10 protein-coding genes and 3 rRNA genes are annotated in these 23,827 nt (G+C 60.3%); 10 read left to right on the top strand and 3 right to left on the bottom strand.

The window, feature by feature from the left end:
• The first annotated feature begins 16 nt into the window (after window positions 1-16).
• Window positions 17-1,972, top strand: a complete 1,956-nt coding sequence (locus M1D89_RS19060) for an ABC transporter ATP-binding protein/permease (RefSeq protein WP_498645962.1) — start codon at window positions 17-19, stop codon at window positions 1,970-1,972.
• Window positions 1,973-2,091: 119 nt separating this feature from the next.
• On the opposite strand, the gene glgP is transcribed toward M1D89_RS19060, so the two are convergent.
• Complete coding sequence (gene glgP / locus M1D89_RS19055) at window positions 2,092-4,716, bottom strand: alpha-glucan family phosphorylase (RefSeq protein ID WP_498645960.1); 2,625 nt, start codon at window positions 4,714-4,716, stop codon at window positions 2,092-2,094.
• Between the two features lie 125 nt (window positions 4,717-4,841).
• On the opposite strand from glgP, the gene M1D89_RS19050 reads away from it, so the two are divergent.
• From M1D89_RS19050 to M1D89_RS19015, 8 genes are all read left to right on the top strand, one after another.
• Window positions 4,842-6,929 carry an alpha-1,4-glucan--maltose-1-phosphate maltosyltransferase gene (locus M1D89_RS19050; RefSeq protein ID WP_498650996.1) on the top strand — a complete coding sequence of 696 codons (2,088 nt, stop codon included), beginning with the start codon at window positions 4,842-4,844 and terminating at the stop codon, window positions 6,927-6,929.
• Window positions 6,929-8,725: a maltose alpha-D-glucosyltransferase gene (gene treS / locus M1D89_RS19045; RefSeq protein ID WP_498645958.1), complete on the top strand. Its 1,797-nt coding sequence runs from the start codon at window positions 6,929-6,931 to the stop codon at window positions 8,723-8,725. Before M1D89_RS19050 ends, treS begins: the two co-directional genes overlap by 1 nt.
• A gap of 1 nt (window position 8,726) precedes the next feature.
• On the top strand, window positions 8,727-12,389 hold the full coding sequence (locus tag M1D89_RS19040; protein ID WP_498645956.1) for a 1,4-alpha-glucan branching enzyme: 3,663 nt from the start codon (window positions 8,727-8,729) through the stop codon (window positions 12,387-12,389).
• Between the two features lie 514 nt (window positions 12,390-12,903).
• Window positions 12,904-14,424 (top strand): 16S ribosomal RNA (locus M1D89_RS19035).
• A 546-nt stretch (window positions 14,425-14,970) separates the two neighbouring features.
• Window positions 14,971-18,113: ribosomal RNA gene (locus M1D89_RS19030) — 23S ribosomal RNA — on the top strand.
• A 147-nt stretch (window positions 18,114-18,260) separates the two neighbouring features.
• Window positions 18,261-18,377: ribosomal RNA gene (rrf, locus tag M1D89_RS19025) — 5S ribosomal RNA — on the top strand.
• Together the 16S, 23S and 5S rRNA genes form the textbook arrangement of a ribosomal RNA operon.
• Before the next feature lie 103 nt (window positions 18,378-18,480).
• Complete coding sequence (locus tag M1D89_RS19020) at window positions 18,481-18,975, top strand: SRPBCC domain-containing protein (RefSeq protein ID WP_498645954.1); 495 nt, start codon at window positions 18,481-18,483, stop codon at window positions 18,973-18,975.
• Window positions 18,968-19,489, top strand: coding sequence for a GNAT family N-acetyltransferase (locus M1D89_RS19015; protein ID WP_498645952.1), 522 nt, complete (start codon window positions 18,968-18,970; stop codon window positions 19,487-19,489). Before M1D89_RS19020 ends, M1D89_RS19015 begins: the two co-directional genes overlap by 8 nt.
• 7 nt (window positions 19,490-19,496) lie before the next feature.
• Here the strand turns inward: M1D89_RS19015 and M1D89_RS19010 are convergent, their stop codons facing one another.
• Together M1D89_RS19010 and M1D89_RS19005 are read right to left on the bottom strand one after the other, a co-directional pair.
• Entirely contained in the window at window positions 19,497-20,519 is a 1,023-nt protein-coding gene (locus M1D89_RS19010; protein WP_498645950.1) for a LacI family DNA-binding transcriptional regulator, read from the bottom strand.
• Window positions 20,520-20,539: 20 nt separating this feature from the next.
• Window positions 20,540-22,288 carry a glycoside hydrolase family 13 protein gene (locus M1D89_RS19005; protein ID WP_498645948.1) on the bottom strand — a complete coding sequence of 583 codons (1,749 nt, stop codon included), beginning with the start codon at window positions 22,286-22,288 and terminating at the stop codon, window positions 20,540-20,542.
• 208 nt (window positions 22,289-22,496) lie between these two features.
• On the opposite strand from M1D89_RS19005, the gene M1D89_RS19000 reads away from it, so the two are divergent.
• A complete protein-coding gene (locus M1D89_RS19000) occupies window positions 22,497-23,795 on the top strand; it encodes a sugar ABC transporter substrate-binding protein (protein WP_498645946.1) in 1,299 nt (432 codons plus the stop codon).
• Window positions 23,796-23,827 lie beyond the last annotated feature (32 nt).

The raw sequence follows: 23,827 nt of genomic DNA, 5'->3' as shown, positions 1-23,827 counted from the left end.
GGACTCGGATGACGCATTGGCCATCAGCCTGCAGGGAGTTTCCCGCACCTTTCCCGGCGCCGAGGCTCCGGCTCTATTGGACGTCTCACTGGCTATTGAGTGCGGTGAGTTCGTTTCCATTGTGGGCCCTTCAGGCTCTGGGAAATCGACACTTTTGAACATCATGGGCTTGTTGGATAGAGCAAGCTCGGGGAGTCTCGCTATTCGTGGGCAAGCCGTCGAGACCGCATCGGAACGAAGCCTTGACACGGTGCGGCTGCATCGGATTGGGTTCGTTTTCCAGTCCTCGAACGTCATCGGTGACGACAGTGTGATCAGTAACGCAGCAATCGGATTGCGTGTCCAAGGTGTGCCGATGGATGAACGGGCCGTGGCTGCCTTGGACGCGCTGGAGTTCGTTGGGCTGGTGCATAAGCGCAAGGTCCAAGCGAAGCTTCTCTCAGGCGGTGAGCGACAACGACTTGCCATTGCACGAGCGATTGCGACGCACCCGCAGATCATCCTTGCCGACGAACCGACAGGCAATCTTGATTCCAACAACAGCAGTCGGGTCATCGAATACCTTCGGAAGCTCAACTCCGGAGGCGTCACAGTGATCATCATCACCCACGATTTGGATGTGGCGAACCAAACAGATCGCCAGATTGAAATCCGGGACGGTCAAATCAGCCGTGATGTCCAAAACGATTCTCACATAAGACGGAATCTTATGGTCCCGTCCGCCCCAGAGGCCTTCGATGCATCAAGACAGCAGACTTGGTTATCCCGCGTCGCGCGCTCCCTACTGGATGATTGGGGCGATGCAGTTACCGCCCTCTCCGCTCGTGCTCTCCGAACAATGCTTCTTATCACCGCGTTCGCGATTGCTATTGGCGGGATGACGGGTGCCCTTGGCATCAGTTCGACGACTTCGAATGCCATAAATAATCGGCTGGCAATCGCGTCACAGGATCGGCTGTCCATCTCCGTCGGAGGCGGACCTGCTGTGCTTCGAGACGATTTCGATGGACTTCGTTCCGGGGTAGATCGAATCGCCAGCCTTCCTCATGTAGTTGGCGCATCCTATGTGTACTCAGCTGTACCGGCAGACGTCCGTATTACGCGAGTTGGACCCACCGACCTGGAACCCGAAACACCTTTGTCACTTCATTCCTCCTCGAAGACCTACTTCGATGACTTCGACATGCAGCTAATTCCCCACAACAGCCGAAGTGCCCTCGACGACCCAGGAGCGGGTCCGCTCGCAGTAGTCTCGACCAAGGCAGCAATTGCGCTAGACGTCGCGTACAGCAAGCAAACCGGACCGTCGGCAGGGGCGAGCATTTGGATCGATGACCGACTTGTGCCGGTTGTTGGCGTATTCGAGCCCGGCTCAAATTTTCCTGAGTACACTAACTCCGTATTCGTGGATGCCAGTGTCATGAGTGCTGTCTCCAGAGCAGAACTAAAAATTCAAGTTCGAACCGAAAAGGGCTTCTCCGCTGCGATCGCGCGAGTAGCTCCGCTGGCATACTCGCCGAGCGACCCAGGGCAGGCAAGGGTAGACGTCACGGCCGATATTCAGTCAATCAGGCAGGGTGTCTCAAATGATCTAGGGTCACTCATCGCATTGCTGTCCCTTGTCCTGATGCTCCTGGCTGTCATCACTGCGGCGTCCGCGATGTACCTGACCGTTCAGAACCGATCGGAGGAGATAGCGCTGCGACGAGCGATCGGTTCAAGTCGATGGCTAATTTGCCGCTCCTTTATCTTGGAGGGCTTAATCGTGGGAATTACAGCAGGTTCACTTGGCGGCATCATCGGAAACTTGACCACGCTTTATGTCTCTTGGATCCAGGCTTGGCCGCCCGTGCTGCCCCCAGAGCTTTGGCTGGTAGGACTCTCCCTCGGGGTGACCACCGGCATTCTAAGCGCCATATACCCTGCGTGGGTCGCCAGTCGTAAAGATCCCGCTATTGCCATTCGCGGCTAGAGAATGAGGGTGAAAAGGAGTCATGCTGCCCTGAGCCAGGCTCCGACGTCGCTGGCCCGCTGTTCCGTTGTTGGGCAACAACGGAACAGCGGGCCAGGAACGTCCGGGCGGACAACGGGCTAGGCGTTCGCGATCAATCCCAGCTCAGCCTTGGAAGCCAGCGCAGAGTGCTTCGGGAACACGCGGACGGTGTAGCCGAAGGACCCTGAGCGGTTGATCACCAGGGAGCCGCTGAACAGGTGGCGTCCGCCGCCGAGGTCTTCCAAAGAGTCCAGTTCGGCCACCACGATGTCCTCGAGCTCGTCGGTGTCTTCCGCGCGGCCGAAGGCCACTTCCACGGAGACGTCGTCCGGGGTGAGGTTGTTGAGGGCCACGTAGGCGTTGACTTGGAGTGAGTCGCCCACCTGGGGTTCCTCAGAGACGCCTACGGAGTCAACGTGCTCCACCACTACCTCGGGCCAGGCGTTCCGGACCTTGGTGGTCCAGGCCGCGAGTTCCTTGGCTTCTTTGAAGGACTCGGCAACAGCGCGCCGCCCGGATACAGCGGCGGGGCAGTAGAGGTTGTTGACGTAGTCGTGGAGCATGCGTTCCGCCGAGACTGCGGGGCCCAGGTTAGCCAGGGTGTGCTTGATCATGGACACCCAGTGGGTAGGCACGGGTTCACGGCTGGATTCGGAGGGTCCTGCTGCACCGGCGCCTTGGGCAACGGTGGTTCCGTAGAAGCGCGGTGCTACCTGGGTTTCCAGCAGCTCGTAGAGTGCTGATGCCTCGATGTCGTCGCGTTCCTCGGATGATGCATTGTTGTTGGCGGTGGGGATTGCCCAGCCGTTCTCGCCGTCGTACATTTCGTCCCACCAGCCGTCCAGGACGGAGAGGTTGAGCGAGCCGTTGATGGCGGCTTTCATGCCGGAGGTGCCGCAGGCTTCCAGCGGACGGAGGGGGTTGTTGAGCCAGACGTCGCAGCCGGGGAACAGTGTCCTCGCCATGGCGATGTCGTAGTTGGGCAGGAACACGATCCGGTGCCGGACCTGCGGGTCGTCCGTGAACTTGACCAGATCCTGGATCATTTTCTTGCCGGCGTCGTCTGCCGGGTGCGACTTGCCCGCGATGACCAGCTGGATGGGGTGTTTGGGGTCAAGCAGCAAGGCCTTCAAACGGGCAGGGTCGCGCAGCATGAGCGTGAGCCGCTTGTAGGTGGGCACACGGCGTGCGAATCCGATGGTGAGGACGTCCGGGTCAAGTACGGAGTCGGTCCAGCCGAGTTCGGCATCGGCAGCGCCACGCTTCTTCCATGATGCCCGGAGCCGGCGTCGAACGTCTTCGATGAGTTGTGCGCGGAGCTCCCGGCGGAGGGCCCAGACGTCTTCGTCGCTGACGTTGTACGCCAGGTCCCAGCGTCCAAGGGCTTCGGCTTCCGCGCCGAACTGGTTCCGTGCCAGGGAGGAAATGCGGGGGTCCACCCACGTGGGCACGTGGACGCCGTTGGTAACGGAGGTGATGGGGATTTCGGAGTGGTCGAATCCCGGCCAGAGACCGGCGAACATTTCCCGGGAGACCACACCGTGCAGCTTGGCCACACCGTTGGCACGCTGCGCCAAGCGAAGGCCCATGACTGCCATGTTGAACACGGACGGGTTGCCGCCGTCGAAGTTTTCGCGGCCCAGTTCAAGGATCCGCTCGGTCGGCACGGAAGGCGCCAGGCCGGCTTCAAAGAAGTGCTTGATCTGCACGCTCTCGAAGCGGTCGATGCCGGCGGGTACGGGCGTGTGCGTGGTGAAGACTGTGGACGCGCGGCCGGCGGCGAGGGCCTCGTCCCAGCTCAGGGGCGAGTTGGTGTCGGACATGGCTTCCTGGATGCGTTCGATCCCCAGGAAGCCTGCGTGGCCTTCGTTGGTGTGGAACACTTCCGGAGCGGGTGTGCCGGTGAGCTCCTGGTAGATGCGCAGCGCCTTGACGCCGCCCATGCCCAGGAGGAGTTCCTGCTGGAGCCGGTGGTCGCCGCCACCGCCGTACAGGCGGTCGGTGATGCCACGGGCGGCTTCGTCGTTGGAGGGGACGTTGGAGTCCAGCAGCAGCAGCGGAACGCGTCCGACGTCGGCACGCCACACGTGCGCGTGGAGCTCCCGGCCGTTGGGCAGCGGCAGGGAGATGTGGACCGGCTTGCCTTGGGCGCCGTCCTTGGCGGGGTGCCGGAGCAGCGTCAGCGGCAGGCCGTCTGGGTCCAGCACTGGGTAGGTCTCTTGCTGCCAAGCGTCGCGGGAGAGTGACTGCTTGAAGTATCCGGCCTGGTACAGAAGCCCGACGCCGATCAGTGGCACGCCGAGGTCGGAGGCGGCCTTGAGGTGGTCGCCCGCGAGGATGCCGAGGCCCCCGGAATATTGCGGGAGCACTTCGGTGATGCCGAATTCGGGCGAGAAGTACGCGATGCAAGCCGGAGCGTCTTCGCCGAGGCCTTGGTACCAGCGCGGTTCACTGAGGTAGCGGTCCAGGTCCGCTGCGGCGTCCTGGACACGGTTCACCAGATCGCCGTCATTCGCGAGGTCCTGCAGTTGCTCGCGGCTGATCGACCCCAGCAGGGCTATGGGGTCGTGCTGCGATTCCTCCCAGAGAGCCGGGTTAAGGCTCGCAAAAAGTTCCCGTGTGGGCCGGTGCCAGGACCAGCGCAAATTGGTCGCCAGACGGGCCAGGGGCCTGATGGGCTCAGGGAGGACGGTACGGACTGTAAACCTTCGAATAGCCTTCACGAGCGCCACACTAACGGACTCACATGGCAGCCGGAACTGGATTGGGTTTCTTTTAGGTAAAAGTCATCTTGCGTCGAGGAGATAGGTCGTGTGCTTAGCATTCTGTGATTTTTGTCGCTAACGTCGTGGTTGTGACGAAAACCGCGCGAACCATCACCGCTCTGAAATCCAAGACGACTACGGACATCACCGACGGACTTCGCTTCGGCCGGTTCCCCATCACGGCCGTGCAGCCGGTGGTTGAGGGTGGCCGTTTCCCGGCGAAGGCCTTGCCTGGCGAAGACTTGGTTGTCGGCGCCACGGTCTTCCGTGAAGGCCATGACCAGCTCGGCGTCTCCGCTGTGCTGCTCGATCCCAGGGGTAAGGAGCGTCAGCGAGTCCGCTTGACCCCCGCCCAGGGCGAGCAATGGAAGGGCCTGGACCGCTGGGAGGGCCTGATTACGCCCACCGGCACCGGCGCCTGGTCCTTCGTCATTGAGGCCTGGCATGACCGGTACGGCACCTGGCACCACAACGCCGAAGTCAAGGTAGGGGCCGGCATTGACGTCGAGTTGATGCTCGCCGAAGGCTCTGCCCTCCTTGCGGAAGCCGCAGACGACGACGCCGGGCGCAGCGCCGTGGAGAAGCGCACCTTGCGCGCCGCTTCCGTCGTGCTGGCCGACACCACCAAGACTGCCGAGGAGCGCCTTGGCGCCGGTTTCAGCCCCGAGGTGCTGGCCGCCGTCGGACGCGTACCGATCCGTGAGCTGGTGACCGTCTCGGAACGCTTCCCGTTGCAGGTGGAACGCGATCTCGCAGGCCGCGGTTCCTGGTACGAGTTCTTCCCCCGGTCAGAGGGTGCCGTGTTGGATCACTCCACTGGCGTCTGGACCTCCGGCAACTTCCGTACGGCAGCCAAGAGGCTCGACGCCGTCGCGGATATGGGCTTCGACATCATTTACCTCCCGCCCATCCACCCGATCGGTTACCAGCACCGCAAGGGGCGCAACAACACGCTGACGCCGGGGCCGCAGGATCCGGGTTCGCCGTGGGCCATTGGTTCCAAGGACGGTGGACATGACGCCATCCACCCGGAACTGGGTACGTTTGAGGACTTTGATGCTTTCGTGGCGCGCGCCAACGAACTGGGACTCGAAGTTGCCTTGGACCTGGCGTTGCAAGCAGCCCCGGACCACCCCTGGGTGACGTCCAACCCTGAATGGTTCACCACGCGCGTTGACGGTTCCATTGCCTACGCAGAGAACCCGCCGAAGAAGTACCAGGACATTTATCCCCTGAACTTCGACAATGATCCGGCCGGTCTCTCCAAGGAAATCCTGCGGATCGTCCAGCTGTGGATCAGCCACGGTGTCAAGGTTTTCCGCGTGGACAATCCCCACACCAAGCCTGTGTGGTTCTGGGAATGGCTGATCGGCAAAATCAATAAGAAGAACCCCGAGGTTGTCTTCCTGGCGGAGGCCTTCACACGCCCGCCGATGATGCACGCTTTGGGCCGCGCAGGATTCCAGCAGTCGTACACCTACTTCACTTGGCGGAACACCAAGACCGAGCTGGAGCAGTACTTCCACGAGGTCAGCCACGAGACAGCCGCATTCTTCCGTCCGAACTTCTTCGTGAACACCCCGGACATCCTCACCGAGTACCTGCAGTACGGCGGCCCGGCCGCGTTCCGCATCCGGGCTGTGTTGGCCGCTACCGCGAGCCCGCTGTGGGGCGTCTATGCCGGTTATGAGCTGTACGAGCACGTGGCCCGCCCGGGCGCCGAGGAGTACATCGACAACGAAAAGTACGAGTACAAGGCGAGGGACTGGGAAGGCGCTGCCGAATCAGGGCGCACCCTGGCGCCGTACATCACCAGGCTCAACACCATCCGCAAGGACCACCTGGCCTTGGGCGATCTGCAGAACCTGACGCTGCACAGCAGCACAGACGACGCAACGATTGTGTACTCCAAGCACAAGACGCTCCCGGACGGCACCAAGGACACTTTGATCATTGTGGTCAACGTGGACCCTCACAGCACCCGTGAAAGCACGGTGTCCCTGAACTTGGAAGCGCTGCAACTGGCCCCCTCGGACTTCAACGAGGACGGCCGGTTCCGGGTGGACGACTTGATCAGCGGCGAGAGCTGGGAATGGGGCGAGCACAACTACGTCCGCCTGGATGCCCACGTTGAGCCGGCCCACGTACTTAGCATCCGGAGGCAGCCTTAGTGAGTTTTTCTCCGCAGAACCCCAGCCAGTACTTCACTCCGAAGAACACCTTCGAGTTGAACGCCCCAGGTCTCCAGCATGATCCGCACTGGTACCGCAAGGCAGTCTTCTATGAGGTACTGGTGCGGGCCTTTGCGGATGCCAACGGGGATGGTTCCGGCGACTTCCACGGCCTGATCGAGAAACTGGATTACCTCCAGTGGCTGGGCGTTGACTGCCTGTGGTTGCCGCCGTTCTTCCATTCCCCGTTGCGCGATGGCGGCTACGACATCGCGGACTACACGTCTGTGCTGGATGAGTTCGGCACAATCAGCGACTTCAAGCGATTGGTTGCCGAGGCCCACGCCCGTGGCGTCCGGGTGATCATCGATCTGCCGTTGAACCACACCTCGGACCAGCATCCGTGGTTCCAGGAGTCGCGAAAGGATCCCACGGGTCCCTACGGCGACTTCTATGTGTGGAGCGATACCGACGAGAAGTACCAGGACGCGCGCATCATCTTCGTTGACACCGAAGAATCGAACTGGACGTTCGATCCCATCCGCCGCCAGTTCTTCTGGCACCGCTTCTTCAGCCACCAACCGGACCTCAACTTCGAGAACCCCAAGGTGATTGAGGCGCTCTATGACGTTATCCGGTTCTGGCTGGACCAAGGGATAGATGGCTTCCGGGCCGACGCCATTCCCTACTTGTTCGAAGAAGACGGCACCAACTGCGAGAACCTGCCAGCCACGCACACGTTCCTGCAGGATCTTCGCAGGATGGTGGACTCGAACTATCCCGGCAGGGTGATCATCGCTGAGGCAAACCAACCTCCGCATGAAGTGGTGGAGTACTTCGGCACCGAGGAAGCCCCGGAATGCCACATGGCCTTCCATTTCCCCATCATGCCGCGGCTGTACTACGCCCTGCGGGACCAGAAAGCCGCTCCCATCATTGAGACCCTGCGGAACACCCCGGAGATTCCGAAAGGTGCTCAGTGGGGGACTTTCCTGAGGAACCACGACGAACTGACGTTGGAGATGGTGCCCGCGGAAGAGCGCGCCGCCATGCTCGGATGGTATGCCCCGGATCCCCGGATGCGGGCCAACATTGGTATCCGCCGACGTTTGGCTCCGCTGCTGGATAACTCCCGCTCCGAGATCGAGCTCATCAACGCGCTGCTGCTTTCCCTGCCGGGAAGCCCCTTCCTGTACTACGGGGACGAGATCGGCATGGGAGACAACATCTGGCTCGACGACCGCGATGCCGTCCGTACCCCGATGCAATGGAACCCCGATCGCAACGCCGGCTTCTCAGGGGCCGATCCGGGCAAGCTTTACCTTCCGGTCATACAGTCACTGGTTTACAACTACAGCATGGCCAACGTTGAAGCCGAGGCCGCGCACTCCGGTTCGCTGCTGCGCTGGACCCGCCAGATCCTCAGCGTCCGGAAGAACCACCCGGTCTTTGGCTTGGGCGGATTCCGGCATATTGAGGCGGACCATGAGGTGGTGCTGGCCTACGTCAGGGAATTGCCGGCGGGCAACCCTGAAGGAGAGGACGGGGAGACCATTCTGTGCGTTTTCAACCTCTCACAGCACCCCGTTGCGGCAACGTTGGACGTGCCTGAGTTCGCAGGCCGCGGCCTGCGCGATATTTTCGGCGGCCAGCCTTTCCCGGCTGTCGGTGACAACGGTCAATTGACCGTGATGCTGGGGAGCCACAGCTTTTATTGGCTGCGGGTCCGCTCGGCATTTTCGAATCCCTCGTCGCCTTTTACCCAGGCGATTCCCGTGGTGACCTCCAAAGGATGAGATGAGCAAGGAAAACTTGAACCCCTCCATTGAAGGACTTCTCCGGAACTGGCTGCCAGGCAAGCGCTGGTTCCCGGTCAAGAGCCCCGACTTTGCGCTGGAGCAGGTGGGCGGTTTCAGACTGCCGGATACCGGCGGAGAAGCGGCGCTGGAAGTTGTGCTGCTGGCAGTGACACACAGAACTGCCGACGGCGGTTCGCGGACCGACGTCGTCCAGGTTCCATTGAGTTACCGAAGCAAGCCTCTGGCGGATGCTCCTACGGCTTTGCTGGGCGAGTTCACGGATCCTGACCTAGGGCTACAGCTCGTGTACGACGCCGTCTACGATGCGGATTTTGTCACTGCCTGGCTGGAACTTATGCGCAGTGAAGGGAAGGTAGGCGGTGCCCAGGGGCACCTTACGCGCGGCCGTGTGGCACTTCCGAAAAAACCCACCTCCGTCAAGGTCCTGTCCGGCGAGCAATCCAACACATCCGTCATTATTGACGACGGCGACTCGGCAGCGATCGTCAAAATCTTCCGCGTGCTCGCCGCCGGCAAGAATCCCGAAGTGGAACTTGGGGCCGCCTTGACAGCAGCGGGAACCAGCGAGGTTCCCGCAACGCTCGGCTGGATTACCGGCTTGTGGGCGGGACCGGCGTCGAACGGTGGCATTGCGGCCACGGGCGAGCTGACTGTCGCCCACGAATTCCTCGTCGGAGGTTTGGATGCCTGGCGCCTGGCGGTAGAGGCAGCGGCCGCCGGCAAAGATTTCACGGCAGAAGCCCGCGGGCTCGGCGCTGCAACCGCCACGGTTCACGCCAGGCTCGCCGAAACCTTTGGTACCCAGGACGGGCAAGAGCAGGGCCAGGACATCATCGCCACAGTAGCCCGGCGCGTCCGGGGCTCATGGGCGGAAGCGTCATCCGCCGTCGGGCCCTACGACGAAAACCTTGATGAGCTGCTGGCGGCCTTGGATCCCAGCGACGTCGGTCAGCTGCAGCGCGTCCACGGTGACCTCCATCTGGGACAGATCCTGTTGGTTCCCGGCGCTGAGGGGCAGCCGGCACGATGGGCCATCCTCGACTTTGAAGGCGAGCCGCTCCGGACCATCGATGAACGCAATACTCCTGATCTGCCCCTGCGGGACGTTACGGGCATGCTGCGTTCATTCGACTACGCAGCCGGTGCCGCCGCGCGTGAAAACGAAAAAGCGGCCGTCAAGGTGCCTGAAACCTGGGTGGATGACTGCGCTGCCGCGTTCCTTGAGGGTTACAGCGAAGTCACCCCGGGAACCATAGACCGCCGCTCGCCTCTCTTTGTGGCATTGTGGCTGGACAAGGCCTTATACGAGGTTGTTTACGAGTTGCGGAACCGGCCCGACTGGCTGTCGATCCCGGTGAACGCATCACGACGAATCCTCGACAACACAAGCCGCGGCAAGCATGCGGCAGCTACAGCGGAAGGTAATGACATGACTGGCTCAGCACGCACCGAACGGCCCCGAGTTCCCCTGCACGTGGACTCCGAGACCTTGGAACGCGTGGCCGCCGGCGCTTACCACGCGCCGCATTCAGTACTTGGCGCGCACTTGGACGATCATGGCCACGTCACTATACGTACTGTGAAACACCTGGCAAAGTCCGTGGTTGTAGTGACTGAAGCCGGCCGCACGGAAATGGCCCATGAGGCCCACGGTGTCTGGGCTGCAGTCCTGGAACCGCTTCAGGCCGGCCACGTGCCGGATTACCGTTTGGAAGTGGTGTACGACGCCGAACCCGTCACCATCGATGACCCATACCACTACTTGCCTACCGTAGGTGAGGTGGACTTGCACCTGATCGGTGAGGGGCGCCACGAACGCCTTTGGGATGTCCTCGGCGCGCACGTCCAGCACTACCGCTCCGCGTTGAGCGAGGTGGACGGAGTCTCGTTCGCTGTCTGGGCCCCGAATGCGCAAGCCGTCCGCGTGAAGGGCGACTTCAACGGGTGGGATGGTCGCTCCCATGGGATGCGTTCCCTAGGTTCCTCGGGCGTGTGGGAACTCTTCATCCCCGGCGTTGTAGCAGGGGCGTGCTACAAATACGAGATCCTCACCAAAGCCGGTCACTGGGTAGAGAAAGCCGACCCTTTGGCTTTCGGCACTGAGGTTCCGCCGCTGACTGCCTCACGTGTGGTTGACGCAAGCTACCGGTTCAAGGATGCGGAATGGATGAGTGCCCGCGCCCAGAAGGATCCGCACAACTCGCCTATGAGCGTTTACGAAGTCCACTTGGGCTCGTGGCGGCTTGGCCTTGGCTACAAGGAACTCGCCAAGGAACTCGTGGACTACGTGAAGTGGCTTGGGTTCTCCCATGTTGAGTTCATGCCGGTCGCGGAGCACCCCTTCGGTGGTTCGTGGGGTTACCAGGTGACGTCTTATTTCGCGCCGACCTCACGTTTCGGACACCCCGACGAGTTCCGGTTCCTGGTGGATTCGCTCCACCAAGCCGGCATCGGCGTCCTCCTCGACTGGGTCCCCGCACACTTCCCCAAGGACGCCTGGGCGCTGGCCCAGTTCGACGGCCAGCCGCTGTACGAGCACTCAGACCCCGCCCTGGGCGAACACCCCGACTGGGGGACCCTGATCTTCGACTTCGGACGCAGCGAGGTCCGCAACTTCCTGGTGGCCAACGCTCTGTATTGGCTGGAGGAATTCCACATCGATGGCCTGCGCGTGGATGCCGTGGCCTCGATGATCTACTTGGACTACTCCCGTGAAGAAGGGCAGTGGAGGCCCAACAAGTTCGGCGGCCGCGAGAACCTTGAAGCCATTTCCTTTATGCAGGAAGTCAACGCCACCGTCTACAAGTCCCACCCCGGCGCCATCATCATCGCCGAGGAATCCACAGCATTCCCGGGTGTTACGGCGCCCACCAACCACGGCGGGCTGGGCTTCGGGCTCAAATGGAACATGGGCTGGATGCATGACTCGCTCAAGTACATCTCCGAAGACCCCATCAACCGCAAGTGGCACCACGGCACCATCACGTTCTCCATGGTCTATGCCTTCACCGAGAACTTCCTGCTGCCCATCAGCCACGACGAAGTAGTTCACGGCAAGGGCTCCATGCTGCGCAAGATGCCCGGTGACCGCTGGCAGCAGCTGGCAAACCTGCGTGCATTCTTTGCCTACCAGTGGGCGCACCCCGGCAAGCAGCTGATCTTCATGGGTACGGAGTTCGGCCAGGAAGCCGAGTGGTCCGAACAGTATGGTTTGGATTGGTTCCTTGCTGATATCCCCGCGCACCGCGGACTGCAGCTTCTGGTTAAGGATCTCAACGAGCTCTACAGGTCTACGCCGGCCCTTTACCAGCGGGACAACGAAGCCGGCGGATTCCAGTGGATCAATGGCGCGGATGCCGATCACAACGTTCTGACTTTCATCCGCTGGGATCAGGATGGCAAGCCGTTGGTTTGTGCAGTGAACTTCTCTGGCGGTCCTCACAAGGACTACATCCTGGGGGTTCCGGCAGCAGGGGAGTGGACGGAAGTCCTGAACACCGACTCTGAAACGTACGGCGGTTCCGGAGTTGTCAACGCTGGAGCCTTGAAGGCTTCAACGCCCGGAACTGATGGCCAGCCCGCAGCTTTGACTGTCACGCTTCCCCCGCTCGGGGCGTCCTGGTTCACGCCGGCTGAGTAGTTCCTGAGGACAGGGGAGGGCCCGAAGCCTTGGCTTCCGGGCCCTCTTCCCTGTGTTCTCCGGGACGTTCTGCCCGTGTTTCCGGGGATTTTGGGTGACGGAGGGAGCGTGTCGCTGCCGGGTTTTGCCATCTCGGGGAAGTAGGGGTATAGTTAGTACCCGCGCTGGTCCCCGAGTGGAGATCGCCACGCAGACAAGATACCGCAAGGAAAAATCAAGTCATGCTGGCCGATTTGACTCAGAGAGATCCAGCCGGTAAGTTAGAAAAGTTGCTCCAGAGCGAGCCGGCGAAGGCTGGTGGTACTGCTTTGGAATAGTGACCTGTTGTTTGAGAACTCAATAGTGTGCCAAGTTTGTTGATACCGATTGTTTTTCAATTGGTTGAAATTATGGCTGGATTGCTGCGCACCCCCGTGTGTGGTGGTCTGGTTTTCAGCTGGTTTCGAATTTTGTGCAGCCGTGTTCGCCGTTATTTCCGGTGGGTGTGGTTGTGTCTGTTTGGTTTTGTTTTACTTCAACGGAGAGTTTGATCCTGGCTCAGGATGAACGCTGGCGGCGTGCTTAACACATGCAAGTCGAACGATGATCCCAGCTTGCTGGGGGATTAGTGGCGAACGGGTGAGTAACACGTGAGTAACCTGCCCTTGACTCTGGGATAAGCCTGGGAAACTGGGTCTAATACCGGATACGACCATCTGGCGCATGTCATGGTGGTGGAAAGCTTTTGTGGTTTTGGATGGACTCGCGGCCTATCAGCTTGTTGGTGGGGTAATGGCCTACCAAGGCGACGACGGGTAGCCGGCCTGAGAGGGTGACCGGCCACACTGGGACTGAGACACGGCCCAGACTCCTACGGGAGGCAGCAGTGGGGAATATTGCACAATGGGCGCAAGCCTGATGCAGCGACGCCGCGTGAGGGATGACGGCCTTCGGGTTGTAAACCTCTTTCAGTAGGGAAGAAGCGAAAGTGACGGTACCTGCAGAAGAAGCGCCGGCTAACTACGTGCCAGCAGCCGCGGTAATACGTAGGGCGCAAGCGTTATCCGGAATTATTGGGCGTAAAGAGCTCGTAGGCGGTTTGTCGCGTCTGCTGTGAAAGACCGGGGCTCAACTCCGGTTCTGCAGTGGGTACGGGCAGACTAGAGTGCAGTAGGGGAGACTGGAATTCCTGGTGTAGCGGTGAAATGCGCAGATATCAGGAGGAACACCGATGGCGAAGGCAGGTCTCTGGGCTGTAACTGACGCTGAGGAGCGAAAGCATGGGGAGCGAACAGGATTAGATACCCTGGTAGTCCATGCCGTAAACGTTGGGCACTAGGTGTGGGGGACATTCCACGTTTTCCGCGCCGTAGCTAACGCATTAAGTGCCCCGCCTGGGGAGTACGGCCGCAAGGCTAAAACTCAAAGGAATTGACGGGGGCCCGCACAAGCGGCGGAGCATGCGGATTAATTCGATGCAACGCGAAGAACCTTACCAAGGCTTGACATGAACCGGAAAGACCTGGAAACAGGTGCCCCGCTTGCGGTCGGTTTACAGGTGGTGCATGGTTGTCGTCAGCTCGTGTCGTGAGATGTTGGGTTAAGTCCCGCAACGAGCGCAACCCTCGTTCTATGTTGCCAGCGCGTTATGGCGGGGACTCATAGGAGACTGCCGGGGTCAACTCGGAGGAAGGTGGGGACGACGTCAAATCATCATGCCCCTTATGTCTTGGGCTTCACGCATGCTACAATGGCCGGTACAAAGGGTTGCGATACTGTGAGGTGGAGCTAATCCCAAAAAGCCGGTCTCAGTTCGGATTGGGGTCTGCAACTCGACCCCATGAAGTCGGAGTCGCTAGTAATCGCAGATCAGCAACGCTGCGGTGAATACGTTCCCGGGCCTTGTACACACCGCCCGTCAAGTCACGAAAGTTGGTAACACCCGAAGCCGGTGGCCTAACCCTTGTGGGGGGAGCCGTCGAAGGTGGGACCGGCGATTGGGACTAAGTCGTAACAAGGTAGCCGTACCGGAAGGTGCGGCTGGATCACCTCCTTTCTAAGGAGCTGCTAGCAACTGCTGGTGTCCGTGCATGCGGATATGTGAGTGGTTGTCAGTGTTGCCCATTGCGCAGGCGTCTGTTCTGCGGTGGGTGCTCATGGGTGGAATATCAACGAATCAAACTTGTTTGGCATGGCCTTCACCGGTTGTGTCCTGGTGCCAGTACGGCAATCCTGTGTCCCTTTTGGGGGGTGTGGTGTTGTGTGGAACGCGTCGGGGCGTGGTGTGTGTGGGGTTGTGTTTGGCGCACTGTTGGGTCCTGAGGCAACAGGACCTTTTTGCAGCAATGCAGAGAGCATCTTCTGGTGTTTCTTTTGTTCCTGCTTCCGGTTCTTACCATCGTGTCCCCGTTTTGCGGGGTGGTGGTGGTCTGGTTGACGGGGTTGTTGTTTGAGAACTACATAGTGGACGCGAGCATCTAGAACACACACGTGGCTGGCCCTTTTTGGGGGTTGGTGGGTGTGTGTTCTTACAGCAATTTCTTATGAATGAACCTGGCCCTTGTGGTCATGGTTCTCTCGAGTAAGTTTATTGATCTTGTGTGGTCAAGTTTTTAAGGGCACACGGTGGATGCCTTGGCATTAGGAGCCGAAGAAGGACGTAGGAATCTGCGATAAGCCTGGGGGAGTTGATAACCGAGCTTTGATCCCAGGATGTCCGAATGGGGAAACCCCGCACAACGCTGCAAGGTGATTGTGTGACCCGCATCTGAACACATAGGGTGCGTGGGGGGAACGCGGGGAAGTGAAACATCTCAGTACCCGCAGGAAGAGAAAACAATAGTGATTCCGTTAGTAGTGGCGAGCGAACGCGGATCAGGCTAAACCGTTTCCATGTGTGATAGCCGGCGGGCGTTGCATGGGCGGGGTTGTGGGACTTTCCGTTCTGGTTCTGCCGGACCAGTGAGGTGAGGTGCAGGCATAGGTGAACGGTCTTGAAAGGCCGGCCAGAGAGGGTGTGAGCCCCGTAACCGTAATGTTGTGCACGGCCTGGGGAGTATCCCAAGTAGCACGGGGCCCGAGAAATCCCGTGCGAATCTGTCAGGACCACCTGATAAGCCTAAATACTTCCTAATGACCGATAGCGGACCAGTACCGTGAGGGAAAGGTGAAAAGTACCCCGGGAGGGGAGTGAAACAGTACCTGAAACCGTGTGCTTACAATCCGTCGGAGCAGCCTTGTAGTTGTGACGGCGTGCCTTTTGAAGAATGAGCCTGCGAGTTAGTGTTACGTCGCGAGGTTAACCCGTGTGGGGTAGCCGTAGCGAAAGCGAGTCTGAATAGGGCGAGTGTAGTGGCGTGATCTAGACCCGAAGCGGAGTGATCTACCCATGGCCAGGTTGAAGCGACGGTAAGACGTCGTGGAGGACCGAACCCACTTCAGTTGAAAATGGAGGGGATGAGCTGTGGGTAGGGGTGAAAGGCCAATCAAACTCCGTGATAGCTGGTTCTCCCCGAAATGCATTTAGGTGCAGCGTTGCGTGTTTCTTGCCGGAGGTAGAGCTACTGGATGGCCGATGGGCCCTACAAGGTTACTGACGTCAGCCAAACTCCGAATGCCGGTAAGTCAGAGCGCAGCAGTGAGACTGTGGGGGATAAGCTTCATAGTCGAGAGGGAAACAGCCCAGACCACCAACTAAGGCCCCTAAGCGTGTGCTAAGTGGGAAAGGATGTGGAGTTGCGAAGACAACCAGGAGGTTGGCTTAGAAGCAGCCATCCTTGAAAGAGTGCGTAATAGCTCACTGGTCAAGTGATTCCGCGCCGACAATGTAGCGGGGCTCAAGTACACCGCCGAAGTTGTGGATTTCACATAATGCCCTAGCCTTCGTGGTTCAGGGGTGTGGAGTGGTAGGGGAGCGTCGTGTGGGCAGTGAAGTCGCGGTGGAAACCAGCGGTGGAGCCTACACGAGTGAGAATGCAGGCATGAGTAGCGAAAGACGGGTGAGAAACCCGTCCGCCGAATGATCAAGGGTTCCAGGGTCAAGCTAATCTGCCCTGGGTAAGTCGGGACCTAAGGCGAGGCCGACAGGCGTAGTCGATGGACAACGGGTTGATATTCCCGTACCGGCGAAAAACCGCCCATGCCAAGCGGGGGATACTAACCGCCCGGAGCCTGCCCGCTCACCCTTGTGGTGTTGTGGGTTTTGGCCGAGCGCGGGACCTGATCCCGGGAGGTAAGCGTATTAACAGGTGTGACGCAGGAAGGTAGCCGGGCCGGGCGATGGTTGCCCCGGTCTAAGGATGTAGGGTCAGGGATAGGCAAATCCGTTCCTGTGTGCTTCGAGCACGTTCCTGAGATCTGATGGGACCCCCGTATGGGGGGATCCGGTGATCCTATGCTGCCAAGAAAAGCATCGACGCGAGGTTTTAGCCGCCCGTACCCCAAACCGACACAGGTGATCAGGTAGAGAATACCAAGGCGATCGAGAGAATTATGGTTAAGGAACTCGGCAAAATGCCCCCGTAACTTCGGGAGAAGGGGGGCCTGCCCCGTGATGGAGACTTGCTCTCCGTGAGCGGGTGTGGGCCGCAGAGACCAGGGGGAAGCGACTGTTTACTAAAAACACAGGTCCGTGCGAAGTCGCAAGACGATGTATACGGACTGACTCCTGCCCGGTGCTGGAAGGTTAAGAGGACCGGTTAGCCCCTTGCGGGCGAAGCTGAGAATTTAAGCCCCAGTAAACGGCGGTGGTAACTATAACCATCCTAAGGTAGCGAAATTCCTTGTCGGGTAAGTTCCGACCTGCACGAATGGAGTAACGACTTCCCCGCTGTCTCAACCATAAACTCGGCGAAATTGCAGTACGAGTAAAGATGCTCGTTACGCGCAGCAGGACGGAAAGACCCCGAGACCTTTACTATAGTTTGGTATTGGTGTTCGGAGTGGCTTGTGTAGGATAGGTGGGAGACGTTGAAACCCGGACGCCAGTTCGGGTGGAGTCATCGTTGAAATACCACTCTGGTCACTTTGGACATCTAACTTCGGCCCGTGATCCGGGTCAGGGACAGTGCCTGATGGGTAGTTTAACTGGGGCGGTTGCCTCCTAAAAAGTAACGGAGGCGCCCAAAGGTTCCCTCAGCCTGGTTGGCAATCAGGTGTCGAGTGTAAGTGCACAAGGGAGCTTGACTGTGAGAGAGACATCTCAAGCAGGGACGAAAGTCGGGACTAGTGATCCGGCGGTACATTGTGGAATGGCCGTCGCTCAACGGATAAAAGGTACCTCGGGGATAACAGGCTGATCTTGCCCAAGAGTCCATATCGACGGCATGGTTTGGCACCTCGATGTCGGCTCGTCGCATCCTGGGGCTGGAGTAGGTCCCAAGGGTTGGGCTGTTCGCCCATTAAAGCGGTACGCGAGCTGGGTTTAGAACGTCGTGAGACAGTTCGGTCCCTATCCGCTGCGCGCGCAGGAAATTTGAGAAGGGCTGTCCTTAGTACGAGAGGACCGGGACGGACGAACCTCTGGTGTGTCAGTTGTACTGCCAAGTGCATCGCTGATTAGCTACGTTCGGATGGGATAACCGCTGAAAGCATCTAAGCGGGAAGCTCGCTTCAAGATGAGATTTCCATACACATCATGTGTGAGAGGCCCCCAGCCAGACCACTGGGTTGATAGGCCGGATGTGGAAGCGAGGACTAAAGACTCGTGAAGCTGACCGGTACTAATAGGCCAACAACTTACACCACACAACACACTGCACGCGTCCACTATGTGGTTCCCGAACAACAACCGTTCCAGGAACCAAACAACTAAATAACACAACACCACAGTTGTAACCACAACAGATTTCCCACCCCCAACACCAAACGGCACGGGGGGACGGGTAACAAGGTTACGGCGGTCATAGCGTGGGGGAAACGCCCGGTCCCATTCCGAACCCGGAAGCTAAGACCCACAGCGCCGATGGTACTGCACCCGGGAGGGTGTGGGAGAGTAGGACACCGCCGGACATAATTTGAAAAGAGCCCCGACCTTCACGGTCGGGGCTCTTTGCATTTAACAGTCCTGTTTAACCCAAGTGTGTGTCTTCTGCCCCCGGTAGAGTTGGTGGTCATGGAAAACCTCTTCAGCCATCCCGAATCGGCGCCCGAGCCGTCCCAGCAGGACAATGACGCCCTTGAGCCGCTCATCATCACCGTGGTTGTCCCCACGAACGTCTCACACGCGTTCCAGGGATTCACAGATCACCCGCATCTTTGGTGGCCGTTGGGACAAGAGAGTGTGTTTGGCGAGGGATCACATGTTGAGTTCGAGGAGAACCTGATCCTCGAAACGGCCGAGGATGGACGTACTTCCGTGTGGGGAACCATCGACGATTGGCAGCCGCCGTTGTCCTTCCACGCCAGCTGGTATCCGGCGAGTACACCCCTCTGGTCCACTGAGATCCGTGTAGCGTTCCGCGCCGTGGACGAGGGCACTGAGGTTCGCTTGGTCCATGACGGTTGGGAGGGTGCCGAAGACCCTGCGGCCTCGCGTGCGTCCTACGCCGAAGGCTGGCCCCATGTCCTGGAGCGTTATGTGAGATTCATGGGCGGAGCAGTTGCCTAGGATCCGCAGGCTCCACGCGAACGACTGGCCCCTGTTGAGGGCCGTCCGGCTGGAGATGCTCACAGATACGCCCATGGCCTACGTGGAAAGCCTGGATGCTGCCCGCCGGCAAACGGACACCCAGTGGCAGGAACGCGCTGCCGCGATGTCCGGGGAGGCCAGTATCACCCTGGTTGCCGATGGCGGCGAAGATGGCAGCAAATTCTGCGGCCTGATGCGCGTGGTGGCCAAACACCCCCAGAGCCCGGAGAAGCCGCTGCAGGCTATGCTGATCAGCGTTTATGTCGCCCCTGAGCATCGCGGGCTGGGACTGGCCGACGAACTACTCAACGAGGCGTGCAAGACCGCAGCTGAAGAACTGGCAGCGGAAAGCATTGAGCTCGGGGTGCATGAGGACAACTCAAGGGCGCTTGCGTTCTATAGGCGTCACGGATTTGAGAGCACGGGTGCCAGTCGACCCTATCCGCAGGACACGTCAAAGCTGGAGCTCGTGATGGAACGGCCGCTGCCCTAGGAACGTCCTAGGATGTTCCGGGCCTGGGCACAGCGGTACTTGTCCGCACCACCAGCTTGGTGGGGTGCTCCGTGTCTGCGGGTTCCAGAACCAGCCCGTTGTTGATGGCACCCAAGAGGGTCCGGACAGCCAATGCCCCCTGTCCCTTGGCATCCTGATCGATGGTAGTAAGGCCAAGGACATTGCCCAGGTCGTGCCCGTCGATGCCCATGACCGAGAGATCGTCGGGGATTCGCAAGCCGAAGTCCCGGGCGGCGAGGATGGTGCCGATAGCCATTTCGTCCGACGCTGCGAAAACGGCCGTGGGGCGTTCCGGTGCGCTGGCCAGCAGTTGCCGGGCAGCCGCGTACGCGCCTTCTATAGTGAAGTCCGCGGAAACGATCCATTCCGGCCTGACCGGGCAGCCGGCGTCGTTCATTGCTTTTTCAAAACCGCTGCGCCGGGTTCCCGGAAGGTGGAAGTCTTGGTCATAGGCTTCGTGACCGGTGATGTGCGCTATCTTGGTGTGACCCAGACCCAGTAAGTGGTTGGTGGCTTTCAGGGCGATCCCGGAGTCGTCGATCCTAATGGTGGACGCCCCCGGTAAGGGGCCGCCGATACCCACAATGGGGCGGTGTACCGCGTGAAGCTGCTCGATTTCGTCTTCACTGAGCTCCAGGGATACTGCAATGACCGCGTCCACCCGCTTGCGGAGCAGGAAATCGCTGAAGACGCTCTGCCGGTGCGCGGGGTTTTCGCCGATGTTGTACAGGGTGAGGTCGTAGCCGGCCTCAAGCAATGCCGCTGAAGCGCCCTCGATCACCGCTGAGAAGAACCAACGGTGGACCGAGGGCACCACCAAGCCGACGTTGTGCGTACGGCCGGAGGCCAGGCTCGACGCATGATAGGAAAGCACGAATCCCAATTCGGCAGCTGCAGCACGGGCACGCTCCCGGCTTGTTGGGGAAACGTTGCCCTTCCCGCTCAACGCCCGTGAGACCGTGGCAACGGACAGCCCTGCTCGCTCGGCTACGTCCTTGATGCCGGTCATGCTGCTCCTTGGTGGAAAAGTTAGCTGGCCCTGAGCCAGATTGTCTCCCCCGAGCCTAGTAGATCAACGCCTGGTAGATCAGCGGCGCCCTCTTCTGCAGCGGAGCTCCGCAGGATGGTTTCGCCTGCCGGAAGTAGCATGGCATCAGCCCCGACGTTCATGATCACCAGGGTCTCGCCGTTGAGGTAGGCGAGCGAGGTCTCGCTACAGTAGTCCTCCACCCAGGCGAGGGAGCCTTCGCCGAGCCGGTGTGTGGCCCGGAGGGCGAGCATCCGGCGGTAAAGGTTCAAGTGCGACGCCGGATCTGACACTTGCTTATCCCTTGCCAGTGCGGGCCAGGACTCGGGCTGGGGCAACCACGGGTTCAGGCCGCTGCCGAACCCGGAGTGTGGTTCGGACGAACGCCAAGGGAGCGGCACGCGGCAGCCATCGCGGCCAATGCGGGCTCCGCCGGTGCGGGCGAACGTGGGGTCCTGGCGCATGCTGCCGGGGATGCTGGAAGAGTCGGGAAGGCCCAGCTCTTCGCCTTGGTAGAGGTACGCACCGCCGGGGAGTCCAAGCATGAACATGGTGGCCGCGGCAGCGCGTCGTCGTCCGAGTTCTTCGTTGGGTTGAACGTCATCTGGCCCAATGCCATCACCGTCGCGGGGCCCCGGTCCGTCGTAGCCAAAGCGGGACACGTGCCTTACGACATCGTGGTTGGACAACACCCAGGTGCTCGGGGCACCCACAGCGTCCAGTGAGACCAGTGAGTCAGTGATGACGTGGCGGAGGCGGTTCACGTCCAATCCTGCGTGCAGGTACGGGAAGTTGAAGGCCTGGTGCATTTCGTCGGGGCGGACCCATTGAGCCAGCCGGGGGAGCGGGTCCACGTTCGCTTCAGCGCAAAGGATGCGGTCCGGTCCGTACTCTTCCAGGATGGACCGCCACCTGCGATAGATATCGTGCAGGGCGGGCTGGCCGAACATGGGAGCATCCTGGCCAGGGAAGCCGTCGGTGCTGTTGCCGTCTGCACGCCCACCCCAATTGGGGAGGCCGGCGGCTTTAACCAGCGCATGGGCAACGTCCACCCGGAAGCCGGAGATGCCGCGGTCCAGCCAGAAACGGAGGACGCGTTCGAACTCGGCGTGGACGGCAGGGTTGTCCCAGTTGAAGTCCGGCTGTGAGGAGTCGAAGAGGTGCAGGAACCACTGGCCGGGCTGTCCGTTAGGTTCGATGATGCGCGTCCACGCTGGGCCGCCGAAGTGTGATTGCCAGTTGTTGGGTGGCTCGTTGCCGTCGGGTCCCAGGCCGTCCCGGAAGATGAACATGTCCCGTTCTGCACTGTTTGTGCCGGCGGTAAGTGCTGCTTGGAAAGCGACGTGCTGGTCAGAACAGTGGTTGGGGACGAGGTCCGCGATGACGCGCAGGTTGAGTCTGTTGGCCTCTGCGATGAGGGCGTCGAAGTGAGCCAAGGTACCGAACAGGGGGTCGACGTCGCAGTAGTCGCTGACGTCGTATCCTGCATCCCGCTGAGGTGAGCGATAGAAGGGGGACAGCCAGACGGCGTCGACCCCCAATGTCGCCAGCTGCGGCAATTCGGCAGTGATGCCCGCCAGGTCTCCCACGCCGTCACCGTTGAGGTCCCGGAAGGACCGCGGATAGATCTGGTAGATCACAGCGGAACGCCACCATCCGTGCGCCTTTGAGGCGTCGTGGACCGGGGTCAGATGCGTGAAAACAGTAGTGGGCTCGGGGCTCGCAACCGAGAGCAAGGAATCAACGGACATGAACACATCGTAGAAGAGAAATCGCAAAGTTGTAAACGTTTCCAGTCCTAAGGGTGCTGTCTTTGCGCTGCTCGGGAGGGGTGGGCTTTTCAAATATGCCGCGAGCCCTGTAGTGTGTGGAAGCGCTTGCAGTTGTGAGCCATGTCACCGGCGATGCGACGGGTCCTAAGCCCTTGCCGTCGAAGCAAAAAGAACGAAAGGGACACCAATGAAGGTGCACAATACCCTCGCGACTCACACTACCCGGCGTGTTTTCGCCACCGGGGCGCTCTCCGTTGCCGCAGCCTTGGCACTGAGCGCCTGCGGTGGAAGCGCCTCCACCACACCAAGCTCGGAAGCCGCAAAACCGGACCTCAAGGCCGCAGGCGCCGGTGTCATCACCATGTGGGTGGACGCGGAGCGCTCCCCGGCATTGAAGGACATCACGGAGAAGTTCAAGTCCGATACCGGCATCGAGGTGAAGCTCGTGGTCAAGGACTTCGCCGCTGTGCGCGACGACTTCATCACCCAGGTGCCAACCGGCCAGGGGCCGGACTTGATTGTCGGACCCCATGACTGGATTGGAAAGTTCGTCCAGAACGGCGTGATCGCACCTGTCGAGCTGGGAGACAAAGCCGGACAGTTCCAGGATTCTTCCATCAAGGCCATGACCTACAACGGCGCTGTCTACGGCGTCCCTTACGCCATCGAAAACATTGCCCTGCTGCGCAACACCAGCATCGTGGACAGCAAGGCTGCCACCTTGGACGAAGTAGTGGCCAACGGTAAGAAGGCCGTGGCAGATGGCAAAGCCACTTTCCCCTTCCTGGTGGGCATGGACCCGAAGCAGGGCGATCCGTACCACCTGTACCCGCTGCAGTCCTCCATGGGTTCGCAGGTCTTCGGTAAGAACGCCGACGGCGAATATGATCCCAAGCAGCTCCTCATCGGTGACGCTGCCGGCGTCGAATTCGCCAAGAAGCTGGCTGCTTGGGGCGACGCCGGTGAGAAGATCATCAACTCCAACATCACGGGTGACATTGCCAAGGAGAAGTTCCTGGCCGGCGAATCCCCGTACTTCGTGACGGGCCCGTGGAACGTTCCGGATGTCCAGAAGAAGGGCATCAAGTTCTCCGTAGATGAGCTGCCTACCGCCGGCGGCGAGCCAGCCCAGCCGTTCATCGGCGTCAACGGATTCTTCATCAGCGCCAAGAGTGCCAATGCCTTGGCCACCAACGAGTTCGTCACCAACTACCTCACCTCCGAGTCGGCGCAGGACTCCATGTATGCAGCTGGCGGACGGCCCCCGGCGCTCAAAGCGTCATTCGAGAAGGCGGCAAGCGATCCCGTCGTGGAGGCGTTCGGCAAGATCGGTGCCACCGGCGTTCCCATGCCGGCCATCCCGGAAATGAGCGCGGTGTGGGCTGACTGGGGTGCTACCGAACTGGCCATCATCAAGGGCCAGGGCGATCCGGCTGAGGCCTGGACCAAGATGGCCGACAGCATCAAGTCCAAGATCGGCGGCTAACACCGCAACCGGATATCTCCACCGGTCTGCCC

The organism is Arthrobacter sp. D3-18, assembly GCF_054408525.1.
Note: the sequence above shows the minus strand (reverse complement) of the source record. Positions and strands in the feature narration are given on the sequence as shown.